The sequence below is a fragment of the Candidatus Njordibacter sp. Uisw_039 genome, assembly GCF_047730075.1.
Taxonomy (GTDB): Bacteria; Pseudomonadota; Gammaproteobacteria; order Pseudomonadales; family Balneatricaceae; genus Njordibacter.
Window position 1 is genome coordinate 2,938,143 of the sequence record NZ_CP159831.1, and the last position, 22,935, is coordinate 2,961,077.

The following is a 22,935-nucleotide window of genomic DNA, read 5'->3' on the forward strand; positions in this document are numbered from 1 at the left end:
AGCTAGGCTAAAGCCAGTCTGTTGGTGAGGGGAAGGGTGCCTTCAATGGCCACTTCCACCTCATCGCCTGGTACTAAAAAACGCATGGGGTTAAATCCCATGCCAACCCCTGCAGGCGTTCCAGTGGCAATCACGTCACCCACTTCTAGGGTAATACCCGCCGATAATGTTGCTATTAGGGTGGGAATATCAAAAATCATTTGTGCCAAGGTGGCATCTTGTCTTAGTTCGCCGTTGACTTTACAGGTGAGGCGCAGGTCATCACTTAATGGCTTGCCGTAAGTGGGTGTAATGGCCGGACCCATGGGACCAAAACCATCTAAACATTTACCAAGGTGCCATTGGTTATGGCGTTTTTGTAAATCTCTAGCAGACACATCGTTATAGCAAGCAAAACCAAAGACGTGACTCCATGCGTCTTGTTTCGAAATATTTACCCCTGACTTGCCTATCACCAGAGCCAGTTCTCCCTCGTAATCTATCTTACGGGTTACCCCAGCGTGTAGGGGAATGGAGTCTAGTGGGCCAATAAGGGTATTAGTCGCCTTACTGAATACGATAGGATATTTTGGGAGATCGGCGCTGATGCCCATTTTATCCGCAATTTCTGCTGCATGATCGGCGTAGTTTTTACCAATGCAAAACACGTTGCGGCGCAACTGGGGTAGCGGTGGACCCACCAATTCTGGCCCGTAGCTAACACATGCGATATTGTTTTCATGAGCCATCTTGACGAGGGCCTCAAGGTTATCCTGTACACTTTGGGGGCCATCTAACAAAGACCACATATCAGTACATGGAACGGCTAAGCCTAAAGCGACACTCGCCACATCAAGATCAATTAAGTAGTTCTCTATAACGGCACCTAAACGCCCGTTCTTCATGGTGACATAATGCATGTTAATTGCTCCTGAATATTCTGTATTAGCTTAATAGGCCTTGGTCGCATACCGAAGTTAACCAATGTTAGGTATAATAACGCTTCATTTAAGACCCAATGCCACATCAACGCGACATTCTGGTCTATTTCTATACCTTTTACCTGTCACTAAGCAGTCATTCAAAAGGTCCACGCTTCGGAGTATCTAATGAAGAGCCCAGTTAACGTTGTTATCACCGGTGCCGCCGGCCAGATTTCTTATTCCCTAATCTTTCGTATCGCCAAAGGCGAAATGTTAGGCAGTGATCAGCCAATAAACCTAAAGTTATTGGAAATCACCCCAGCCCTTGGAGCACTCAATGGCGTGGTTATGGAAATTGAAGACTGTGCGTTCCCGTTAGTGAACTCTATCACGCCTACAGATAACGCGGCAGTGGCCTTTGATGATGCTCACTATTGTTTACTTGTTGGTGCTCGTCCACGTGGACCAGGCATGGAACGTAAAGACTTGCTAGAAGCTAACGCAAACATCTTTACCGCTCAGGGTAAGGCGATCAACGACAATGCCAATGGCAATGTTAAAGTGCTAGTCGTGGGCAACCCTGCCAACACCAATGCTTATATCGCTATGAAGAGTGCACCAGATCTAAGCCCGCTGCAGTTTACGGCCATGACTCGTTTAGACCACAACCGTGCCCTTACCCAGCTGGCAAATAAAACCAATGCCGGTGTAAGTGACGTGAAGATGTTGTGCATCTGGGGCAACCACTCAGCCACTATGTACGCCGACGTGACCAATGCCACAGTGAAGGGCAAGACAGCAACGGACCTAGTAGACCAAAATTGGATCGACACGGACTTTATCCCAGTCATCGCCCAGCGAGGTGCATCCATCATTAAAGCCCGTGGCGCATCTTCTGCAGCCTCTGCGGCCAACGCAGCAATCGACCACATGCGTATCTGGGCTGCGGGCACAGAAAACGGTGATTGGACCAGCATGGGTATTGCTAGTGATGGTAGTTACGGTATCCCTAAGGACTTAATGTTCTCTTTCCCCGTGACTTGCCAAAACGGCGAGTACTGCATTGTTCAAGGCTTATCAATTGATGCAGCAAGCCAAGCTTACATCGATAAGACTCGCCAAGAGCTAGAAGAAGAGCGCGACGCTATTGCTCATTTAGTGTAATCGTTATCATTGAGCTAAAACAAAAAAACCGCCAAAAGGCGGTTTTTTTAGGTCTCAACTTTAGACCTCAGAGTTGAGCATCATTTACTGATGAGCAATCTCAGCCCTTTCTTCTGCGTTATAGGACACGACAAGTGGCACTACAAGCATTACTGCCATAACCCAAAAGCATACCGCCATACCCATAGGGCTGTCAGCATAGCTGAAGATGGCTTCTGCACCTTCCCAGCTAGTAATTGGTGATGAATTAAACATAGGTAAATCCTCTTATTCTTAATGGATACAAGCTAAACCTGTTTAGGTTTAGCTTGTGCAGCTCAAGTTACTGAGAGCGAATCTCTTCTGGGTAGGCAATGCCTTCCAACTCGTGATCCATGCCGTCACGTTGTACGCCGTCACCAGCGCGAAGGACACCTAACTTATTGAAGATCCAAGACAAGACATAACCAGGAATAAAGCCGGTTAGCATCATCACTATTGCACCAATCACTTGGCCTGTCATGTTGATAGGTGGAATCTCAAAGCCGTCCCAAGAGCTAAAGCCTGGGTAACCGCCTAGGAAGATACCAACAGCCAATAAGCCCCAAACACCACAAATGCCATGCACTGAGACTGCGCCAACAGCGTCGTCGATGCCCATCTTCTCAAGTTGCCCAGCAGCCCAAGGACCTAAGTAACCACCAGCAAAGGCAATAGCAAATGCCAATGGTGGGTACCACAAGTCAAGACCGGCTGCAGCGGAGATAACACCACACAATGCACCAGACATCATCCAGAACGGATCACGGGTACAGGCGTAACAACCGATGATACCACCAGCAACAGCCATCAAGGTGTTAAAGAGGTATGCAGAAAGAGTGGTTGGGCCGCCGTAAATGTTGGTCCAACCGCCACCTACACCGTAGTTATACAGAACACATGCGCCGATGAAACCGAAGAAACCTACAACGATCAACATCAAACCAGTAATGGTCATAGGTAAACTATGGCCACGGATCTGGTTAGCACTGCCATCTGCATTGAACTTGCCAATTCGTGGGCCAAGGTTGATCAATACACCTAAAGCAAAGAAGCCTGAGATAGTATGTACCACACCAGAAGCCACAGCATCGTGATAACCATACTCAGTTACCAACCAACCTGCTGGATGCCAGCCCCAAGACGCTGCTAAGTTCCACACTACAGAACCTAAAATTACCGCTAGCACAACGAAGGATGCCATACGGATACGTTCGATAACCGCACCTGACAAGATCGAAGCCGTAGTACAGGCAAACAGAGTGAAGGCACCCCAGAATACACCTGTGGCTTGGTCTGCCATGTTAGGTCCCATAATGGCTGACATAGGCAAACCAAACTCGCCCCAAACTGGGTCGTAGGTAAAGCCCTGCCAAAAGGACAAGTAGATCAACCAACCGAACATATAAAAGGTGGGGATCATGAACGCGAACGCTAGAACGTTTTTGGTACCAGAGGCCAGTGAATGTTTAACTCGCGAGGCGCCCATTTCATACATGAGGAAGCCTGCGTGAATTAAGACCATTATGGCGGTACACCAATAATAAAATATTTCGAGGTTAGTGTTGCTTAAACCCTGCAACGCCTCTATTGCTGCTTGCATTTCTTCAGGAGTCATTAGTCTCCCTCCATTTTGTTGTTATTTTTTAATTTAAGGTAGTGGCGCATCAACTATGCGATGAGAGCGGTGGATATATTCATACAAAAGATATACTCATAGCTCGCATCAATGATAATAACCATGAAGCCATGCACTCGTCAAACACAAATCCGTCATACTTTTTCTTATAAAAGGCAGTAAAAACCAGCTGCATAGCCCGTGTTAACTGACTTATAAAGAGTTTTTCCATAACAGACAAAAACGACATCAATGACAATAAATCAGTTAATTGCAAAGAAATGTAAAGTTAATTGTCACTTTTTGCCTTCTGGATGTGCTTAAGAAGCAGTACATCACCTGACTTAGCAGGTGCCATGTCACAACTACTCACGGGGAAAGGCAGCGCTTATAGGCTTAATATTGATTTTTCTAATGCAAGAGCTTGCCTCCTGCACCTGCTGATATGAGCATGTCAATTAAAGCCTGCACAGAGCTGGACAGGGCCTCACCATCTCGTACCAGCACACTTCGATCCCTCAATGCCCAACTGTCGGCTAGCTCCAGAAGCTTTAGGTTCATGGTTTTTGAGTGCCTTTTTGCAGCCGACTCAGGCACTACGCCTATACCCACTCCAGCTTCAATTACCCTGCACATCGCCTCAAAGCTACGCACTTGGAATCGTATGGTGCGGTCATAGCCGCTACGACTGAATTGATGCCGCAAAAATTCCAACATGGTGCTTCCTTCATGTAATGCGATATGCTCAAACTCTAAAGTTTGATTTAATGTGATACTGGTTTGTCGTTGCGCTAGTGGGTGATCTGGGGAAACAGCAAGCATCAGCCGATCAGTGGAAAACCGAATTGCTCGTAGGCCCTGTTTGTGGATTTCACCCGAAATAATGCCGATGTCGGCAGTATCATTTGCCACAGAGTTAACAATATCGTCTGTGAGGCGCTCCTGAAGATCCACCGTCACTCCAGGATGCATAGCCAGGAGTTGCGCCACAATTTCCGGCAGAAATTCGGTCACCGCGGTGGTGTTTGCAAAAATTCTCAAATGCGTTGTCGCTGTGTCTGTTAGCTCCTCTTCCAAATAATCCATTTGACGCAGAATAAGTTGAGCTCGATGCAGCATGACTTTTCCAGCGGCAGTAAGACTTATACCTTTGTTACTGCGATATAAAAGTTGCGCACCCGCTTCATACTCCATGGCTTTAATACGCGCGCTAGCAGCAGGAGGCGATAAGTAGGTAGCACGTGCACCATGAGTCAAATTACTGCATGCGGCAATGTTGATAAACAGCTTAATGTCAGTGGTATCTATTTTCATTTGCATTAATCCACGGTTTACGTGACGTTCTTAACGTACAAATATACAGAATTCAAAATGAATGGCAATATTATGCTCTTAAAGCATCTATAAAGTTAACAATATGCATGTAGACCAATGGGTAGGTAAGGCAGAGAGCAGCAAAGAGCGGATAGCGCCATTCCCGGCTAACGCCATGGCTGCCACGCTCAATCATAGGGGCCTCCTATATAAAGACGGTGACCCATTACCCCCGTTGTGGCACTGGCTTTATTTTTTGCAAGTGTTCAACTTGAAGGACAAGGGGTATGACGGGCACTCAAAGTTGGGTGGTTTTCTGCCACCGCTGGAACTGCCCAGGCGAATGTGGGCTGGAAGTAGACTGAAGTTCCTAGCGCCGATGAACATCGGCGCTCAGCTCAACAAAAAATCTACCATTAAGGCTGTAACACAAAAATCTGGCCGCTCAGGTGCGCTTGCATTTGTGACAGTTCTCCATCAAATCCATGATGGAGATACGCTATGCTTAGAAGAAGAGCATGACATCGTTTATCGTGAAAAGCCTAACTCAGACGCCCCTGAAGCGCTAGCAGCGCAAGCTCCTCGTGACTCGACCTTCAGTAGGAATATCGAGCCTGACCCAGTGATGTTATTTAGATATTCAGCACTAACTTTTAATGGCCACAGAATTCATTATGACCAGCCGTTTTGTACCAACGAGGAGGGCTATAAAGGATTAGTAGTGCATGGGCCCTTGATGGCGACTATGTTATTAGACTTGGTCCGCTGTGAACTACCACAAGCAGTGGTATGTGAATTTGAATTCCGAGTCCTTGCACCCGTTTTTGAAACCAACACATTTTCCATACATGGTGAGCCTGATGACGACGGAAAAATCATCAAACTTTGGGTACGCCGAGATGATGGAGCACTTGTAATTAACGCACAAGCGACACTAAAGTGAGAAAACCATGACCAATAAATATCAAGATATTCGTGACGCAGTACAAGCCCTGTGCGCCACATTTCCAGCCGAGTATCACCGCCAAATAGACGAAGTGCGTGGTTATCCTCAAGACTTTGTCAAAGCCTTAACCCAAGCTGGTTGGTTGGCTGCGCTGATACCTGAAAAATACGGTGGTTCCGGCCTAGGTCTAGCTGAGGCGAGTGTGATCATGGAGGAAATTAATCGATCTGGTGGTAATGCTGCTGCCTGCCACGGCCAGATGTACAACATGAGCACGCTATTGAAACACGGCTCTGAAGCGCAGAAAGAACGTTACCTGCCAGCTATCGCCAAGGGGGAGTTACGGCTCCAATCTATGGCGGTCACTGAACCCACCACTGGAACCGACACCACCAAACTTCGAACCACCGCCGTGCGCAAAGGTGACAAGTATGTGATCAACGGTCAAAAAGTATGGATTAGCCGTGTGTTACATTCTGACTTGATGATACTGCTAGCCCGAACAACGCCCCTAGACCAAGTGCAAAAAAAGTCTTTAGGCCTGTCCCTTTTTATTGTTGACATTGCAGATGCTATGACCAATGGAATGACGGTGAATCCCATTCGCAACATGGTCAATCATGAAACTAATGAGCTGTTCTTTGACCAGCTAGAAATACCCGCGCAAAATCTTATTGGCGAAGAGGGCTATGGCTTTCGTTATATCCTCGAAGGGCTCAATGCGGAGCGCATACTAATCGCTGCTGAATGTATTGGTGACGGCCGCTGGTTTTTAGACAAGGTCGTTGACTATACCAAAGAGCGGCAGGTCTTTGGCCGCCCTATTGGTCAGAACCAAGGCGTCCAGTTCCCCATCGCTGAAGCTAAAATTGAAATCGAAGCAGCGGATTTAATGCGCTTCCAAGCCTGCGAGTTGCATGACACAGGCAAGGCCTGTGGAGGTGAAGCGAATATGGCCAAATATCTGGCTGCCAAAGCTAGCTGGGAAGCCGCCAATGCCTGTTTGCAGTTTCACGGCGGTTTTGGCTTTGCCACCGAATATGATGTAGAACGCAAGTTTCGCGAAACACGTCTATACCAAGTAGCGCCAATCTCTACTAATCTAATTTTATCGTATGTTGCCGAGCATATGTTAGGCCTGCCGAGGTCGTTTTAATGCGACCATTGGAAGGGATCACTGTTATTAGCTTAGAGCATGCAATTGCTGCTCCTTTTGCTACGCGCCAATTGGCCGACCTTGGGGCTCGAGTTATTAAGGTGGAACGACCTGAGGTTGGCGATTTTGCTCGCAGCTACGATCAGCGAGTGAACGGTCTAGCGTCGCACTTTGTATGGGTCAACCGTTCTAAGGAGAGCCTCACTTTAGACCTTAAACAGGCTGAAGGCGCTGGCATACTGCATCAGCTATTGGCCAAAGCTGATGTACTAGTACAAAATCTGGCGCCAGGGGCAGCCTCTCGAATGGGCCTAAGTTATGCCGACCTTAAAGCAGCAAACCCTAGGCTGATTGTATGTAATATATCTGGCTACGGAGATGGGGGGCCTTATCAAGACCGCAAGGCTTACGACCTTTTAATCCAAGCCGAAGCTGGCTTTATTAGCACCACAGGTACGACCGACACTCCTAGCAAAGCGGGCATCTCTATCGCCGACATTGCCGCGGGCATGTACGCCTACACCAACATACTCGCTGCCCTAATTCAGCGCGGTCAAAGTGGCCAGGGGTGCAATATCGATGTATCCATGCTCGAGGCAATGGCGGAGTGGATGGGATTCCCGCTCTACTACGCCTATGGCGGGGCAGTGCCACCCGACCGGGCAGGCGCAAGCCACGCCACAATCTTCCCATATGGTCCATTTGTTGCGGGGGATGGCAACACAGTGCTGTTTGGCCTCCAAAATGAGCGCGAGTGGCAGGCCTTTTGTAAACTGGTGTTGCAAGACCTCGATCTAGTCACAGACTCCCGTTTTATAACCAACAGCTTGCGCGTGAAAAACAAAAAAGAGTTAACAGATTGCATTACCTCTGGCTTTTCCCAATTGTCGGCCCAGCAAGTGATCGAACGCCTTGAAGGGGCCGGCATTGCCAATTCACAGATGCGGGATATGGCCGGCGTTTGGAAGCACCCACAGTTAAAATACCGCGAGCGCTGGCGACAAGTAAGTACCAGCACTGGATTAATACCTGCCCTTATTCCTCCAGGAGGTGTCGGTCCAGAGCCGAGAATGGATCCAGTGCCCGCTTTGGGTGAACACAATATAGCCATTCTGACAGAGTTGGATTATAGCCAAGAGCAAGTAGCGGCCCTGCAGTACAAACAGGTGATCTGATGCCCAGTTTAGACGACATATGCAGCTTATTGTTCGTGCCAGGTGATCGCCCAGAGCGTTTTTCTAAGGCCATAGCCGCGGGCCCAGGGGCTGTTATTCTAGATTTAGAAGATTCTGTGGGTGACGCAGACAAGGCTGCCGCTCGTGACCATGTTGTAGCGTTTTTAGATGAAGTGACTGATGCTCAAGTCCTTCTCAGAATTAATGCGGCTGACACCAATCACTATAACTTGGATCTGCCGTTGACCCAACACCCCAAACTGGCGGGTGTAGTTTTGCCTAAGGCAGAAGCAGAAAACACAAGATCCACAGCGGCAACCTTAAGTTGCCCTTTGTGGCCCATTATTGAAAGCGTGCGAGGGCTCATCGAACTTCCTGCTACGGTGCAGGTGCCAGGAGTCGCTCGTCTACTTTATGGAACTCTAGACTTGGCTTTGGAGTTGGGCTTAGACTCCAGCCATGAAGGCGGTCAGTCGATGCTCAATCAAGGCCGTTTTTTGCTCCTAAGCCAGTCCCTAATGGCGGGACTGCCAGCCCCTTTAGATGGCGTTTGTACTGCCATAAACGATCATGACCAACTGCGCCGTACAGCCCAATACTCTTATGCCGCCGGCATGGGCGGTATGATGTGCATACACCCAAACCAGATTGCTATAATTGAGGATATATTCACTCCCAGTGATGCTCAAATAGAATGGGCTTCGGCGGTGGTACAAGCAGCGGTTACGCGTAATAGTAGTTTTCAATTTCGTGGTCAAATGGTGGATGAACCAGTGCTAAAATTGGCCCACAAGATCTTAATAAGGCGTAATGGGAATATATAGTGCTTATTTCACACTTAGAACATTTAGGTCTGGTTCTGAGGCCTGCTTTGTTAATGTGCCGTTGGTCGACATTCTTACCTACCTAAATTTGATTAAAAAAAGGATATTTAATGGCCAAGTTTCCTTCCACAGCGCCAGCCCGACTTGCAACTCGGCTGGCATTTTTTACTGCTGGGTTTTCAATGGCCTGTTGTGCTCCACTTTTCCCATTTATAAAGGCAAATGTTGGGGCCGATGAACGCCAATTTGGTGTTCTTTTACTTTGTTTTGGACTGGGTTCTATTATCGCAATGCCTGTGACTGGGCTCGTAGCTGCACGACGTGGCCCTAGATCTATGGTCATGTTAGGTGGCTTTGGACTTATCGTTTTTCTACCTGCTTTAGCTATTGCTGAAACACCTTTTATACTTGGTACCGCTCTATTTCTTTTTGGTGCTTCTCTTGGCACCATTGACGTAGCAATGAATGTCCATGGAGTTGAAGTGGAATCCCAAGAAAAACGTTCACTGATGTCGAGCTTTCACGCTCAATTTAGCATTGGCGGATTGTTTGGAGCAGGATTGATGACCCTGCTTTTATCAATGGGTGTGTCGCTCATCATTGCTGCATTTATAGGAGCCACCGTAGTGCTTATGGCGATGTTGTTAACCATTCGGCGTCTCTTATTTGTCAGTGCTGTGGAACAGCACCTGTTTGTATTTCCCCGTGGCATTGTTCTTTTGCTAGCGTTGCTGGCAGCAATTATGTTTTTAGTAGAAGGGGCTGTCCTTGATTGGGGTGCTCTTTTGGTTATTGATCGCCAATTGGCAGCCCCACAAAATGCTGGTGTAGGGTATATTCTATTTTCAGCTGCGATGGTGATTGCACGTTTAACTGGAGATCGCATTATTAGTGTTTTTGGCGAGTTCTGGATTCTGATTGCTGGTGGTATTGTAACGATCTTAGGTATTTCTGTGATTCTGCTTTCAAGCTTGCCGTTAGTTGCTCTGGTTGGGTTCGTATTGATTGGTTTGGGGGCCGCAAATTTGGTGCCTATATTTTTCAGTGCTGCAGGAAGGCAAAAAGTAATGCCAGCTAGCCTAGCCATCGCATCTGTAACAACAACTGGCTATGCTGGCGTTTTGATAGGGCCCGCTATGATCGGTTTTACTGCTGATATAACGAGCTTGTCCATAGCCTTTTGGTTGCTGGCCCTGCTCATTGGGTTTGTGCCTCTTACGGCCTACTTGGTGGCCAAGAAATAGGTTTATTGATGCTGTATTGGTAACACTCCCAACACTTAATCAGTGACTGTATACTTACTAAAAACACTTTTAAAGAAGTACATGCTAGCGGCAACAGATGGACCAATTCCTAAGGCGAATAGTACAGTTCCAAGTCCAACACTGCCGCCTAAGGCCCACCCAGCAGCTATAACTGTTAGTTCAAGTCCACTCCGGACCCAAGCAATTGGCAGGTCTGTCACTTTTTGCAACCCAGTCATTAGACCATCTCTTGGTCCGGGGCCCAAATTAGCAATTAGATATAAGCCTCCACCAAATCCAGTAACTAACACACCAAGCACTGCTTCTCCAAGCTGTAACATAAAGTTATCAAAGGTTGGTAAAAATGGCAGTAGGAATTCAAGAACCAAAGCGATAATCACTGCATTTAGAATGGTTCCAATACCTGGTACCTGTCTGAGTGGTATCCAACAAAATAAAACTACAAAACTAGTGATAAACGTAGCAAACCCAATACTCCACCCAGTAACATGGGTAATACCTTGGGCTAAAACTGTCCAAGGACTCACGCCAACACCTGCGGCAATGAGTAAAGCTTCCCCTAAGCCAAAAAGCGTAAGGCCTATGATAAGAAAAGTAACAGAGACTATAGGTGGGGTTATGGTCAATGCCTTCGGCGAACTCCAAAAAAGTGATGGCACTTCTTTAACAGATAAAAATTTTGGCATTAACCTCATTTTCGATCATTTCTCACACTTATTAATGTTGATACGCCATTAACCAACTTAAAGGCCTAACCCTCTACTTGGGTTAGGGTCTGGTCAAGAGACTTCCTCGTCTTCTCGATCAATTCATCAATTTCTAGTTTACTAATAATCAAAGGCGGACACATGATCATACTGTCCCCCACAGCCCGCATAACCAAGCCGTTAGCCAAGGCATAATCACGACAAATACCACCAATACCTACCTCTTTAGGGTAATTGGCATGGCTCTCTTTATCCTTTACTAGCTCTATCGCCGCCATTAAACCAATGCCACGAATTTGGCCAACTAGGGGATGATCCCGCAATTCGGCTAACCGTTGCTGCAGGTATGGTCCAGTTTCATCTCGAACCAGCGCTATCATACCTTCATTTTCAATAATACTGACGTTAGCCGAAGCTACTGCTGCCGCAACTGGGTGGCCAGAATAGGTATAACCGTGGGCAAACTCACCACTTTCTATCACTACCTTAGCCACTCGGTCACTAATCAATACACCACCAATAGGCATATAACCTGAAGATAGGCCCTTAGCAATAGTCATAAGGTCTGCCTCAATACCAAGGGTTTCACATGCAAACCAGTTACCTGTGCGGCCAAAACCAGTAATCACTTCGTCAGCAATGAGTAATATGTCGTATTTTTTACAGATGCGCTGGATTTCTGGCCAGTAGCTCGCTGGTGGCACAATAACGGCACCTGCACCCTGTACTGGTTCACCAATAAAGGCGCCCACGTTTTCTGCACCACACTCAATAATTTTGGTTTCTAGGGCTTGTGCCGCTCGTAACCCTAGCTGCTCTTCAGTTTCACCAGCCAAGGCTTCGTGATACCAATGAGGCTGCATGATGTGCTCAATGCCATCAATGATACCACCCTGGTCGTGCATGCCTTTCATGCCCCCTAAGCTCATGGAGGCCATGGTGCTGCCGTGATATGCATTGTCACGAGATATGATAATACGCTTATTTGGTTGGCCTTTGGCCTGCCAATAGTGACGAACCATGCGCACGTTAGTGTCGTTAGACTCAGAGCCAGAACCAGTGAAAAATACGTGACTGATATGATCAGGCGCTAGTTTTTTAAGCTGTGCAGCTAATTTAATGACTGGTGGGTGTGCCGTACCAAAAAAGCTATTATAGTAAGGTAGTTCGCGCATTTGCTTGGCAGCTACATCGGCTAACTCATGACGCCCATATCCAATGTTTACACACCAAAGACCTGCCATACCATCTAGCACTTTACCGCCTTCAGAATCGTATATATAACAGCCGTCTGCGCCAGTGATGATGCGCGTGCCTTTTTCGTGCATGGCTTTCGAATCAGTGAACGGGTGCATGTAATGCTGCTTGTCGAGTTCTTGTAGTGCTTTAGTGTCGTGTTGTTTTGCGTTCATTTTATTAATTTCCTCTTAAACACTTAATAGCAGATATTCACGTTCCCAAGAACTGATGACCTGCATAAAATTATCATTTTCTTTTTCTTTCACAGATAAATACGCTTTCACAAATCGATCACCAAATATTTCTCGTAATGGCTCACATCGATCTAACTGAATAAGGGCCTCAGTTAGGCTGCGGGGTAATTCTCTTGTACCTTTATCGTAGGCGCTACCTTCAACAGGGGCGCTAGGCTCCAACTTTTCTTGCATGCCTAAATAACCACAAGCTAAGGTTGCTGCCATAGCCAAATAAGGGTTTGCGTCGGCGCCTCCTACTCTGTTCTCAACACGAATATTAGGGCCTGTTTTTTCTGGCACTCGTAAACCGACAGTACGATTATCGAAGCCCCAGTGCATGTTCACTGGTGCCGATTCGTCCTTCAAAAAGCGTCGGTAAGAGTTTACGTTAGGAGCAAATAAAGCGGTGGCCGCTTTGGTGTATTTTTGTAAGCCACCAATATAGTGTTTGAGGACATCACTGATGCCGCCATCTGCACCTACAAAGATATTGTTGCCCTGCGCATCCAATACACTTTGATGTATATGCATGGAGCTGCCAGCTTGGTTTTGTAATGGCTTAGCCATAAAGGTAGCCGATAAATCGTGTTTGAAAGCGGCTTCTCGCAAGGTACGCTTAAACAAGAACACCTGATCAGCAAGAGATAAGGCTTCACCATGGCGGAAGTTAATTTCCATCTGCCCTAAACCTTCTTCATGGATCAGAGTTTCTAGATCGAGATTCTGCGCTTCGCAGTAGTCGTAAACGTCTTCAAATAATGGGTCAAATTCATTCACAGCATCTATACTATAAGACTGACGGCCGGTTTCAGCACGGCCAGTTCGCCCTATCGGTGGTTGCAGAGGAGAGTCTGGGTTCATACTTTTTTGGGTAAGGTAAAACTCAGCTTCTGGCGCCACAATAGGTGTGAGTCCCAAGTCTGAATATAATTTAAGTACCTTTCGCAATATCGTTCGTGGTGCCAGATCAACCAATTCGCCATGGATATCATAACAATCATGAATAATTTGTGCCGTAGGCTCACTCGCCCAGGGCAATAGATGGGCTGCATTAGGGTCTGGCTTTAGGTAGACATCAATTTCTGCGGGGTCAATCATGCTGTAATCGTCTAAATAGTCCCCCGTAACTGTGGCTACCAATACACCTTCTGGCAAGCGGATGCCCGCATCATCGCAAAACTTAGATGCAGGCATAATTTTACCCCGCGCAATACCCGTAAGGTCGCTAACAATGCATTCAACTTCCGTTATTTTATGTTCTTTTAGCCATGCTTTTAGGCCATTAAAATTGGTCATAGATCACCGACTGCCTTGGCTTTGCAAACGACCATTACAGGCGCTAGCAAAGGCAGAAAAAATAGATTGATAGAGGTCGTCGTTAGTTGCTTGGTACTCTGGATGCCATTGCACTGCTAGGTTAAAGGTTTGGCTATTGGGGTCGGTGATGGCTTCAACTAAACCATCCTCAGACATCGCTTCAACCCTTAGGCCTTTACCCACCTGATGGACACCCTGCCCATGTAACGAGTTTACCCGAACCTCTGACATACCGAACAACTGCTGGAGTAAACCGTCGTTAGCTAAGGTGACACTGTGGCTGTGGCCATATTGAATTTCTATTGCATCAGCTTTGTTTTCCCGATGGTCATTATAGCAATCCAGTTCTTGCACATGCTGATGTAAACTTCCACCATAGGCCACGTTCATTTCTTGAAAACCTCGACAAATGGCCAGTAAGGGCACTCCCTGCTTTATAGCCGCTGGAATGAGCGCTAATGCTAGGCTATCTCTAGCCTTATCATGCTGGGTTCCTGCACGACTGACTGCGCCATAATGATGTGGCTCAACGTTGCTGTATCCACCAGGTAAAAGCACACCGTGAAGGTGGGTTAATAAGGCGTCTATGTCCATATCTAATTGGTTATCTGCATTAGTTAAGGCTGGAATTAAGACCGGCACCGCTCCCATTGCATCAACCACGGCACGGGCGTATTTCTCGCTCACGCGGTGGTAAGGATGTAGGCCATCTTGGTTTACTTCACACACAAGGCCGATGAGAGGTTTAGACATATAGGTAGCGCTAAATAACGATTGACTCAAGTCCTCGACAATAGCATAAACCGGTTTTAATCTTCAAGTTATATGTATATTATTATGAACACTTTGATGAAGCCAACAATGCTTTTATGAATTATATTCAAGTTATTGTTTTATAGCAGTTAATTTAATATTTATGTTCATTAATGAATAAATTTAATGTTCTTTTTATACAAATTAATTGTATTATTTCAAACATATCGTTTTAGAAGCTTGTCTATCGCCACCTTTCTGATACCATCTCAGAAAACCCTATTAAAAGAGATTTTAAACCATGCCCCATGCCATCGCTCCAAGCAGCGAAGCCGAAGCATTTCTCGCAGCTAACCCAGACCTTGTGAGCGTAGATTTATTACTGCCCGATCAGCATGGTGTTTTACGAGGCAAACGCATTCCTGCGCAGGAGTTGCTCAAAGTTTATGAGCAGGGCCTTTATTTGCCTGGTTCAGTGTTCGCCCTTGATATCAATGGCAACACCGTAGAGAGCACCGGTATTGGGTTTGATACGGGTGACTGTGACCAGCCCTGTAGAGTAATACCCCACACCTTAACTATGGTGCCATGGCAAAACAAACCTGTGGCTCAATGTTTAATCACTATGGAACAAACCCCTGGCGAAGCTTACTTTGCTAACCCACGCCACGTTTTAGATCAGATCTGCGACCAATATCAGAGCCAAGGCCTAACCCCGATGGTAGCCGTTGAGTTGGAATTTTACCTCACCGATGCCAAGCGCCTTAAATCAGGCCTGTTACAGCCCCCAATAGCACCAATAACAGGCCTTCGCGAGTCAGACACTCAGGTTTATGCAGTAGACAATTTAGATGACTATAGTGCGCTTCTAGATGACATCGTGCTTGCTGCCCAGGGGCAAAACATACCGGCATCTACAGCAGTAGCAGAGTATGCCCCTGGGCAGTTTGAAATAAACCTGCAGCATGTTGCAGATCCTGTATTGGCTTGCGACCAAGCCATATTGCTAAAGCGCATCATCAAAAGTGTGAGCCGAAAACATGGTTTTGGCGCCACCTTTATGGCTAAGCCCTATGCCGATCAAGCTGGCAGTGGCATGCACATCCATATGAGCTTGCTGGATGATTCTGCAACTAACGTATTCGCTTGTGATCAGAAGAACCAACCCAATGCTATGTTAGGCAAAGCCTTAGCTGGCTTACAGGCCACTATGGCTGATACCATGGCCCTGCTCTGCCCCAAGGTTAATTCATACCGTCGCTTTCAACCCGGCTTCTTTGTTGCCATGGCCCCAACATGGGGAGTAGATAACCGTACCGTTGCCTTGCGCATTCCTAATGGCTCCGGTGCTGCAACACGCATTGAACACCGTGTAGCAGGGGCTGATGCCAACCCTTATTTGGCCATGGCCGCATTGCTTTCGGGTGCGCTTCATGGCATTAATAATGATTTAGATTTGGGCCCTCAAACCACCGGCAATGGTGCAGAAAAAACAACCTCGAGTTTGCCATTGAATTGGGTGGATGCCTACGGTATTTTAGCCAAAAGCAAATTTGCTGCAAACGCCTTTGGAGCTGATTTTCTGTGGGTATATGTCCAGGTGCAGCAACAAGAATATACCGAGTTTAACCGCCATGTAAGCAGCTTAGAAATAGACTGGTACCGGCGCACACTTTAAATTGCAGGATTTTTATGAGCCAAGCACACACCCACTCTTACTACGCTGCGAGTGCTAACAAACATATTCAGTGCCCCACATTACAAGGCAGCCACAGTGCCGATGTATGCGTTGTAGGTGCTGGAATTACTGGACTTAGCGCCGCCTTAAATTTGGCAGAACGAGGTTATAAAGTCACAGTTGTTGAAGCTAACTTAGTGGGCTGGGGCGCCTCTGGGCGCAGTGGTGGGCAAATGATTTTTGGTTTTGGCTGCGATATGTCCGTGATCGAAAAATCTGCTGGCAAACTAGCAGCTAAAGCCATGTGGGGCATGTCTTTAGAGGCCATTGATATCCTGCGACAGCGTGTAGACAAACACCAAATTCAATGTGACTTGCAGCAAGGTCACCTTCATGCCGCGATAAAACCGAGGCAGATGCGGGAACTGGAAGAATGGCAGGCCTCGTTAGAAAAACAGTATGGTTATGCCAGCTTAAGCCTTTGGAGCCAGCAGCAAGTGCAATCAAAAATGGCTAGTGAGCGTTATATAGGTGGGCTTTATGATGCCAACTCTGGCCATATTCACCCTCTCAATTACACGTTAGGTTTAGCAAAAGCGGCTTTGGACGCAGGCGTCACCATTTACACAGATTCTGCAGTAACTAAGGTGACCAGAAAATCTCAGGCCAATATTTGTCATACTACACAGGGGCAAATTACCACTCAACAGGTGCTTTTCTGTGGCAACGCCTATATGGGTAAACTGGTACCTGAAATTAGTAACAAAATAATGCCTGTTGGCACTTACATTGGCGCTACGGAACCACTAGGGAAAGCCCGAGCTGAGGCTCTGATCAATAACAACATGGCCGTTGCTGACATTAATTTTGTATTGGATTATTTCCGCATGTCTGCAGATTATCGTATGTTATTTGGTGGCCGAGTTAGCTACTCCACCTTAGCACCCCCAAACCTGACACATTCTATGCGCCAACGTATGTTAGGCGTGTTCCCACAATTGGCAGACGTTAATATGGACTATTCTTGGGGTGGTAATGTTGCCATCACCATGAACCGTGGGCCTCACTTTGGTCGCGTTGGCAAAGACTTATATTTTGCTCAAGGTTTTTCTGGCCACGGTATTGCTGCAACAGGTTTGGCTGGGAAGCTACTCGCTGAAGCGGTGGCAGGACAAGCTGAACGATTTGATCTATTCAATGAAATTAGCCACTTACCTTTTCCTGGCGGCACCCTATTTAAAACACCAGCACTTATGTTGGCCATGGCTTGGTATCGTTTACGGGATATGTTGTAGTAACGGCAGGGTTGAATTAGTGAGATACATTGCCATTGTTGGCACTCACGACTTTGGCAGTAACATCACCTAAGTTACGAAAACGATGGGGCAGGTGGGTATGGAAAAAATAACCGTCTCCTGTGACCAACTGGTAAACCTGCTGATCCACAGTTAACTCAATTTCACCTTGCACAACGATGCCAGCTTCTTCACCATCGTACTTAATCATATCCTCACCAGTGTCAGCTCCAGGGGGGTAGGTTTCGCTAAGCATCGAGATATTGCGGTCTGCAACACTGTGGCCAATGAGTTTTATAGCTACGCCCTGAGCACTCATATCTGCCTGTTCGTTGGCCTTAAAAACCACTTGATTGCTCATTACTAGATCGGTGGTAAAAAACTCTTCCACACCCATAGGAAACCCTTTCAGCACTTTAAGCAGAGAGCTAAATGAAGGGCTTACGGTGTTTTTTTCAATCATGGAGATGGTGCTATTAGTCACCCCCGCACGTTTGGCCAACTCTCGTTGTGAAAGTCCTAGGCGTTTACGAATCGTTTTTAATCTGGCACCTAAGTCCAAGGCACTTCCTCCCTATGTTAGTGTGGTTTAGCATTCCTGTAACGGGATGCGGACACGAACCTTTACACCTTCATCAACCACAGTATTAATATCAACAATTCCACCTAGAGATCGCGCACGTTCATCCACTCCAGACAAACCAAAACCCACCTTGCTGTCTAGTGGATCAAAACCAATGCCGTTATCTTCAACACAAATGTTCATGTGTCGGTCAGAAACATCTAAAACCACCTTCAGTTTAGTTAGCTTAGCGTATTTGACCGCATTATTTACCAGCTCTTGCACTATACGATAGCTTGCAATGCTATATATTTCTTCTACATTATTCACCGAGTCATCAATATTAAGATCTAAGTCAATATTTTGCTCATCTAAATGAAAAGCAAGAATACACTGCTCAACGGCCACCTTTAAACCAAACATGTCTAGTGCCTCAGGCCTTAAGCGTTGAATCATATCACGCATGGTCTCATACAGCGCATCTGCTTGAGAGGTGATATCTTGAGCGTAAGTTGCTACCTCTTGCATGGTTTCTACAGATTCAAGTATGTGGGCATTAATCTTTATGGCCGTGAGGGTTTGGCCAAACTCATCATGTAGCTCTCTAGCAATGTGGTGAATTTGGTCCTCTTGCACCCTTATTAGCTGTTGTGCCAAGTGGGTATTTTCGTCATTCTTTCGCTGCAGTTCTTTGGTGCGATGTGTAACCATCACTTCTAAATTTGCATGCTGCTGACTTAGCTCTGTGAGTACATTATCCCGCTGTAGTTCGAGTCTATACTTGGCGAATGAGTTATGGTAATGGATACCATAGGCAATATACATGGCGAAGAGTAGCAGCCCCATAATTTGAAGGTGTTGGGAATAGAGTCCTGCAGGCTGCGCTATAGACAGGGTAAAGGGCTGACCCAAGTCATCTAGTTCACGTTCCTCTAACAAGGTATCTATTTCAATGATTGGCAATGAGGCTGTTTGAGGAAGAATTTCTTCTGCAGCTAACTTACGCTCTTTGCCGTGAAGTAGCCGGACACTTGCCAAAGGTACAGTATTAACCACAGATGCCAGCATAGTATCTGTTTTTATTATCAGCAATACCGCCAGGCCGCCTTGCGCATTATTTGGTAATGCTCCAAGGCCACCTTGCGAATAACGCCGCTCCATCGCAGTCGCTGTATCTCGCGTATCCAACACCTTGATTAGTGCATAACCACGCCCACCTTCTTTTAGTTTGTAAGGTTGAGAGGCTACAGGTTCGCCCGTGACCAAGGAGGCCAGAAGAGGGTCCCGCATACTGGCTACAGACATCATGTCAAATCCCATAAGGCCTTTAACTGATTCAAGATAGGGGTCTATAAAAAAAATAGGGAAGTGCATGGGCACCCCATCAATGGTATCGAAGGGCTTGACCGTGGAGCTGTTCTTAGGCACATAGCGTGTGACCTTATAATCTCGGTAACCCATATTACGCATGCGCTCTTCGTGTTCAGCTTTGTTAGCCGGGTCAATGCTAACCAGTGCCTCAAACATATAAATATGTGGGTACGCATCACGCATGCGCCTAGTGAAGTCGCGTGTTTGTTGAAGCTTATTGGTGCCAATACTCGTAAGTAAACTACCAAAGCCAGCTAAAGCCGCATCATTGATTACAAGCTGTTCATGAATTTGATTGATCGCGTCGTTTGCGTCGTGATCAAAACTTATTCGTTGGCTGTTGATAGCCACAGCGCCAACTAGGGATAGCACCACTGCCACACTAAAGGACCACAACAAAAAACTCAACAGAGTTGAAGGGCGTCTTAAATAATCTAGATGACTACCTTTTTCCACGGTGAAAATCCTTGCGTCTGCCTCTGCTGCTGGCGCTATTGTTTTACTGGTCGCAGTAGCGATCTAATAAGTAATAAAGGCATTGTTAGGCTAAATTGGTTTTTTAATACTTTTTAGGTTTTGTTATAAATGCTTTTAATATAAGTATTATTCCAGTAAGGATTATCAAATAAGTCAGACCTATCATTATCAATTTAAATAAGTTGAGTCCGGAGCCCAATGAAACCAATGTTTCAGATATTGCGCCTGAATTTAAATAGGTTTCTAACATCAATAATTCAACGAAATTCTCAGACCAATCGGCTATCATACCCAAGACAGTAGGAGCTAACAATAATAGACGCTTGTTTTTAAAGAGATATATAATCCAAGAGCCATTCATCACAGTAGAAACAACCGCAAAAATTATGTCCCATAATTGAAGGAATTGGCTATAGCAAAGAAGCTGAGCCTGATCCCTTGCGTGAAAAAACTCTTGAACTATCTCTATATTGTAAATAGAAAGACCTAGTGAATTTGACCCAATATCTAACCTGAAACAGCCACTTAGAGGCACTAAAACTAGTGAGATGTACAAGATAAATACTAAAGTTAATCCTAAAGCACAATATAGATTTCTGTGATTATTGAAGTATTTAAATGTCTTGATCATAGTTTTATCTATCAATTTTTTTAAAAGTATTTAAATTCAGATTTTCCTGCATAATACAAAATAAGAGACGCAGGCAGCAAAAATAGAAATAGTAAGTATTCAGTTGGATCAGCTCCTTCAACATAAAAAACCAATAGGCCCAATATGTTTAAGTTGAATAATATGACTCCCATGACTTGTACGGGATAGAGTTTCACTGAACCTACAAAAAAATAACGAATACTAAAGTAAATAAACGCAGTAAATAATGATAACCGGATCGCATGCAGGCGATGTTCTGGAACATCATGACCGTCTGACATAAAGAAAGGGAACGTAATAGAAACATTGTAGAAATACCCAACAACGACACTGACACAATATATAAACAATAGCGCTATTATTATTTTTGCAACTACTCTACTAGTCATGAAATTACCCCTAATTCACATTTTAGTCTCAACTTGTTAAATTTATTCCACGGTCACCGACTTGGCTAAATTACGAGGCTGATCCACGTCAGTACCTTTGATGATAGCCACATGGTAAGACAATAGCTGCATAGGTATAGCATAAGCTATTGGCGCTAACAGTTCATGCACTTCTGGTACGACAATGACATGGGTGGCATCATCTTCTGCCATTTTGGCGTGGACATCAGCAAAAACAAACAGTTCACCGCCACGGGCGCGTACTTCCTGCATGTTGGCTTTGAGTTTATCAAGCATATCATCTTTAGGTGCAACCACAACGACAGGCATATATGCATCAACTAGGGCCAATGGGCCATGCTTGAGCTCTCCTGCAGGGTAGGCCTCAGCATGAATATAGGAAATTTCTTTTAGCTTTAGAGCGCCTTCCGAGGCGATTGGGTACATGCTACCTCGGCCAAGGAATAAGGTGTGATGTTTGTCAGCAAACCGCTGAGCTACTGCTTCAATCTTAGGCTCCATTTGCAAACATTGCTGCAATACACCGGGTAGCGTCTGCATGGCATGAATAATGGGCTGAACATCGATATCTGAACGTTGTTTAGCCAGTAATAAGGTGACGTGAAGCAATGTGATTAGCTGGGCGGTGAAGGCCTTAGTTGACGCCACACTGATCTCAGGTCCTGCCTGTGTTAATAGTACCATGTCAGATTCACGTACCAGGCTGCTTGATGCCACATTGCAAATGGCTAGACTGGCAGCTAATTTGTTTTTATCAATGTGGCGCAACGCAGCCAAGCTGTCCGCCGTTTCGCCAGACTGAGACAAGGTGATAAGCAGCGTGTCTTCGGGTACTACAGCCTGGCGGTAGCGGTATTCACTGGCCACCTCTATTTGACAAGCAAGGCCTGCCAAACTTTCTATCCAATACTTTGCTACCATGCCTGCCAGGTAGCTAGTACCACAAGCAATAATCTGTACGTTCTTAGCCTTGGACAAGGCTTCAATAGCGTTGTCATCGAGAATGTTTTGGAGCTTTCCAGCAATAATTTGCTGCTCAATGAGATTGGCCACAACCTTGGGCTGTTCGTTAATCTCTTTTAACATGTAGTGCTTATAGGCCCCTTTATCACTGCTTTCTTCGCTGTGTTCATAGCGGTGGCTTGGGCGCTCAACAACTACGCCACTAGCGTCAGTAACTGTTACTTGGGTACGGCTGATTGCTGCAATATCACCGTCTTCTAAAAACATAAAGTTGTCGGTGACTTGCAACAGCGCCAGTTGGTCGGAGGCGATGTAATTTTCATCACTGCCTAGGCCAATCACTAATGGGCTGCCCTTACGTGCAGCTAACAACAAATCTGGCTGGGTTTCATCCACCACACCTAACGCATAAGCACCCTCACAACGACCCGCTGCATCACGCACTGCTGCCGTTAAAGACATACCCTGCTTACGGTTGCGGTGAATTAAATGGGCAATTACTTCTGTGTCTGTGTCGCTTTCAAAGCCGTATCCTGTAGCAACAAGATCTTCTTTTATAGATTCAAAATTGTCAATGATGCCATTGTGAACCACCGCTAAACTACTGTGAGACCAGTGAGGGTGGGCATTAGTTTCATTAGGAATTCCGTGGGTAGCCCAACGTGTATGAGCAATACCTAAGCTGCCTTGTAATGGCTTAGCAGTTAAGGCGGCATCTAAACTAGCCACTTTGCCTACGCGGCGGGTACGCTGTAAACCTTGATCACTTAAAATCGCTACACCAGAGGAATCGTAACCGCGGTACTCTAGACGCTTTAGGCCTTCTACTAATATGCCGCTGATATTACGCTGAGCAATGGCGCCAACTATTCCGCACATGTGTTGTCTTCCTT

General features: G+C 46.1%; 21 protein-coding genes. 8 read left to right on the forward strand and 13 right to left on the reverse strand.

Annotated features, from left to right (window positions below):
- Positions 1-2: 2 nt before the first annotated feature.
- Entirely contained in the window at positions 3-899 is an 897-nt protein-coding gene (locus tag ABXT70_RS14045) for a fumarylacetoacetate hydrolase family protein (protein WP_443641089.1), read from the reverse strand.
- Positions 900-1,088: 189 nt separating this feature from the next.
- Here ABXT70_RS14045 and ABXT70_RS14050 point away from each other — a divergent pair, with 189 nt between their 5' ends.
- Positions 1,089-2,066 (forward strand): malate dehydrogenase, encoded by a 978-nt coding sequence (locus ABXT70_RS14050; protein WP_443641090.1) that lies wholly within the window; start codon positions 1,089-1,091, stop codon positions 2,064-2,066.
- A gap of 84 nt (positions 2,067-2,150) precedes the next feature.
- Here ABXT70_RS14050 and ABXT70_RS14055 read toward each other — a convergent pair whose 3' ends face one another.
- The 3 genes from ABXT70_RS14055 to ABXT70_RS14065 all read right to left on the reverse strand — a co-directional run bounded on the left by ABXT70_RS14055 (position 2,151) and on the right by ABXT70_RS14065 (position 5,016).
- Complete coding sequence (locus ABXT70_RS14055) at positions 2,151-2,321, reverse strand: hypothetical protein (RefSeq protein WP_443641091.1); 171 nt, start codon at positions 2,319-2,321, stop codon at positions 2,151-2,153.
- A 67-nt stretch (positions 2,322-2,388) separates the two neighbouring features.
- Positions 2,389-3,702, reverse strand: coding sequence for an ammonium transporter (locus ABXT70_RS14060; RefSeq protein WP_443641092.1), 1,314 nt, complete (start codon positions 3,700-3,702; stop codon positions 2,389-2,391).
- Between the two features lie 411 nt (positions 3,703-4,113).
- The gene (locus ABXT70_RS14065; RefSeq protein ID WP_443641093.1) at positions 4,114-5,016 is read right to left on the reverse strand and encodes a LysR substrate-binding domain-containing protein; all 903 of its coding nucleotides are present in this window, start codon (positions 5,014-5,016) and stop codon (positions 4,114-4,116) included.
- 103 nt (positions 5,017-5,119) lie between these two features.
- Here ABXT70_RS14065 and ABXT70_RS14070 point away from each other — a divergent pair, with 103 nt between their 5' ends.
- From ABXT70_RS14070 to ABXT70_RS14090, 5 genes are all read left to right on the forward strand, one after another.
- Positions 5,120-5,959 carry an FAS1-like dehydratase domain-containing protein gene (locus ABXT70_RS14070; protein WP_443641094.1) on the forward strand — a complete coding sequence of 280 codons (840 nt, stop codon included), beginning with the start codon at positions 5,120-5,122 and terminating at the stop codon, positions 5,957-5,959.
- 7 nt (positions 5,960-5,966) lie between these two features.
- A complete protein-coding gene (locus ABXT70_RS14075; RefSeq protein ID WP_443641095.1) occupies positions 5,967-7,118 on the forward strand; it encodes an acyl-CoA dehydrogenase family protein in 1,152 nt (383 codons plus the stop codon).
- Positions 7,118-8,293 carry a CaiB/BaiF CoA transferase family protein gene (locus tag ABXT70_RS14080; RefSeq protein WP_443641096.1) on the forward strand — a complete coding sequence of 392 codons (1,176 nt, stop codon included), beginning with the start codon at positions 7,118-7,120 and terminating at the stop codon, positions 8,291-8,293. The genes ABXT70_RS14075 and ABXT70_RS14080 overlap by 1 nt, the downstream gene beginning before the upstream one ends.
- A complete protein-coding gene (locus ABXT70_RS14085; protein ID WP_443641097.1) occupies positions 8,293-9,117 on the forward strand; it encodes an HpcH/HpaI aldolase/citrate lyase family protein in 825 nt (274 codons plus the stop codon). Before ABXT70_RS14080 ends, ABXT70_RS14085 begins: the two co-directional genes overlap by 1 nt.
- A gap of 110 nt (positions 9,118-9,227) precedes the next feature.
- Complete coding sequence (locus ABXT70_RS14090; protein ID WP_443641098.1) at positions 9,228-10,361, forward strand: MFS transporter; 1,134 nt, start codon at positions 9,228-9,230, stop codon at positions 10,359-10,361.
- Positions 10,362-10,396: 35 nt separating this feature from the next.
- Here the strand turns inward: ABXT70_RS14090 and yczE are convergent, their stop codons facing one another.
- The 4 genes from yczE to ABXT70_RS14110 form a co-directional block, all read right to left on the reverse strand.
- The gene (gene yczE, locus ABXT70_RS14095; protein WP_443641099.1) at positions 10,397-11,068 is read right to left on the reverse strand and encodes a membrane protein YczE; all 672 of its coding nucleotides are present in this window, start codon (positions 11,066-11,068) and stop codon (positions 10,397-10,399) included.
- Between the two features lie 65 nt (positions 11,069-11,133).
- Positions 11,134-12,501 carry an aspartate aminotransferase family protein gene (locus tag ABXT70_RS14100; RefSeq protein WP_443641100.1) on the reverse strand — a complete coding sequence of 456 codons (1,368 nt, stop codon included), beginning with the start codon at positions 12,499-12,501 and terminating at the stop codon, positions 11,134-11,136.
- A gap of 15 nt (positions 12,502-12,516) precedes the next feature.
- Positions 12,517-13,860: a glutamine synthetase family protein gene (locus tag ABXT70_RS14105; RefSeq protein WP_443641101.1), complete on the reverse strand. Its 1,344-nt coding sequence runs from the start codon at positions 13,858-13,860 to the stop codon at positions 12,517-12,519.
- A 3-nt stretch (positions 13,861-13,863) separates the two neighbouring features.
- Positions 13,864-14,634 (reverse strand): gamma-glutamyl-gamma-aminobutyrate hydrolase family protein, encoded by a 771-nt coding sequence (locus ABXT70_RS14110; protein WP_443641102.1) that lies wholly within the window; start codon positions 14,632-14,634, stop codon positions 13,864-13,866.
- Positions 14,635-14,935: 301 nt separating this feature from the next.
- On the opposite strand from ABXT70_RS14110, the gene ABXT70_RS14115 reads away from it, so the two are divergent.
- Both ABXT70_RS14115 and ABXT70_RS14120 read left to right on the forward strand, forming a co-directional pair.
- Positions 14,936-16,312, forward strand: coding sequence for a glutamine synthetase family protein (locus tag ABXT70_RS14115; RefSeq protein ID WP_443641103.1), 1,377 nt, complete (start codon positions 14,936-14,938; stop codon positions 16,310-16,312).
- Positions 16,313-16,326: 14 nt separating this feature from the next.
- Entirely contained in the window at positions 16,327-17,607 is a 1,281-nt protein-coding gene (locus ABXT70_RS14120; RefSeq protein WP_443641104.1) for an NAD(P)/FAD-dependent oxidoreductase, read from the forward strand.
- Between the two features lie 16 nt (positions 17,608-17,623).
- Here the strand turns inward: ABXT70_RS14120 and ABXT70_RS14125 are convergent, their stop codons facing one another.
- From ABXT70_RS14125 to glmS, 5 genes are all read right to left on the reverse strand, one after another.
- Positions 17,624-18,169 (reverse strand): helix-turn-helix domain-containing protein, encoded by a 546-nt coding sequence (locus ABXT70_RS14125; RefSeq protein WP_443641105.1) that lies wholly within the window; start codon positions 18,167-18,169, stop codon positions 17,624-17,626.
- A gap of 27 nt (positions 18,170-18,196) precedes the next feature.
- On the reverse strand, positions 18,197-19,996 hold the full coding sequence (locus ABXT70_RS14130) for a CHASE domain-containing protein (RefSeq protein WP_443641106.1): 1,800 nt from the start codon (positions 19,994-19,996) through the stop codon (positions 18,197-18,199).
- 103 nt (positions 19,997-20,099) lie between these two features.
- Positions 20,100-20,648: a hypothetical protein gene (locus ABXT70_RS14135; RefSeq protein ID WP_443641107.1), complete on the reverse strand. Its 549-nt coding sequence runs from the start codon at positions 20,646-20,648 to the stop codon at positions 20,100-20,102.
- A gap of 20 nt (positions 20,649-20,668) precedes the next feature.
- Positions 20,669-21,058, reverse strand: a complete 390-nt coding sequence (locus ABXT70_RS14140) for a hypothetical protein (RefSeq protein ID WP_443641108.1) — start codon at positions 21,056-21,058, stop codon at positions 20,669-20,671.
- A gap of 42 nt (positions 21,059-21,100) precedes the next feature.
- A complete protein-coding gene (gene glmS, locus ABXT70_RS14145; RefSeq protein ID WP_443641109.1) occupies positions 21,101-22,921 on the reverse strand; it encodes a glutamine--fructose-6-phosphate transaminase (isomerizing) in 1,821 nt (606 codons plus the stop codon).
- Between the last annotated feature and the right edge of the window lie 14 nt (positions 22,922-22,935).

Excerpts from the sequence above, each read along its gene's own strand:
- ABXT70_RS14045 (WP_443641089.1), bottom strand. The coding sequence starts at position 899 with ATGCATTATGTCACCATGAAGAACGGGCGTTTAGGTGCCGTTATAGAG.
- ABXT70_RS14050 (WP_443641090.1), top strand. The coding sequence starts at position 1,089 with ATGAAGAGCCCAGTTAACGTTGTTATCACCGGTGCCGCCGGCCAGATT.
- ABXT70_RS14055 (WP_443641091.1), bottom strand. The coding sequence starts at position 2,321 with ATGTTTAATTCATCACCAATTACTAGCTGGGAAGGTGCAGAAGCCATC.
- ABXT70_RS14060 (WP_443641092.1), bottom strand. The coding sequence starts at position 3,702 with ATGACTCCTGAAGAAATGCAAGCAGCAATAGAGGCGTTGCAGGGTTTA.
- ABXT70_RS14065 (WP_443641093.1), bottom strand. The coding sequence starts at position 5,016 with ATGAAAATAGATACCACTGACATTAAGCTGTTTATCAACATTGCCGCA.
- ABXT70_RS14070 (WP_443641094.1), top strand. The coding sequence starts at position 5,120 with ATGCATGTAGACCAATGGGTAGGTAAGGCAGAGAGCAGCAAAGAGCGG.
- ABXT70_RS14075 (WP_443641095.1), top strand. The coding sequence starts at position 5,967 with ATGACCAATAAATATCAAGATATTCGTGACGCAGTACAAGCCCTGTGC.
- ABXT70_RS14080 (WP_443641096.1), top strand. The coding sequence starts at position 7,118 with ATGCGACCATTGGAAGGGATCACTGTTATTAGCTTAGAGCATGCAATT.
- ABXT70_RS14085 (WP_443641097.1), top strand. The coding sequence starts at position 8,293 with ATGCCCAGTTTAGACGACATATGCAGCTTATTGTTCGTGCCAGGTGAT.
- ABXT70_RS14090 (WP_443641098.1), top strand. The coding sequence starts at position 9,228 with ATGGCCAAGTTTCCTTCCACAGCGCCAGCCCGACTTGCAACTCGGCTG.
- yczE (WP_443641099.1), bottom strand. The coding sequence starts at position 11,068 with ATGCCAAAATTTTTATCTGTTAAAGAAGTGCCATCACTTTTTTGGAGT.
- ABXT70_RS14100 (WP_443641100.1), bottom strand. The coding sequence starts at position 12,501 with ATGAACGCAAAACAACACGACACTAAAGCACTACAAGAACTCGACAAG.
- ABXT70_RS14105 (WP_443641101.1), bottom strand. The coding sequence starts at position 13,860 with ATGACCAATTTTAATGGCCTAAAAGCATGGCTAAAAGAACATAAAATA.
- ABXT70_RS14110 (WP_443641102.1), bottom strand. The coding sequence starts at position 14,634 with ATGTCTAAACCTCTCATCGGCCTTGTGTGTGAAGTAAACCAAGATGGC.
- ABXT70_RS14115 (WP_443641103.1), top strand. The coding sequence starts at position 14,936 with ATGCCCCATGCCATCGCTCCAAGCAGCGAAGCCGAAGCATTTCTCGCA.
- ABXT70_RS14120 (WP_443641104.1), top strand. The coding sequence starts at position 16,327 with ATGAGCCAAGCACACACCCACTCTTACTACGCTGCGAGTGCTAACAAA.
- ABXT70_RS14135 (WP_443641107.1), bottom strand. The coding sequence starts at position 20,648 with ATGATCAAGACATTTAAATACTTCAATAATCACAGAAATCTATATTGT.
- ABXT70_RS14140 (WP_443641108.1), bottom strand. The coding sequence starts at position 21,058 with ATGACTAGTAGAGTAGTTGCAAAAATAATAATAGCGCTATTGTTTATA.
- glmS (WP_443641109.1), bottom strand. The coding sequence starts at position 22,921 with ATGTGCGGAATAGTTGGCGCCATTGCTCAGCGTAATATCAGCGGCATA.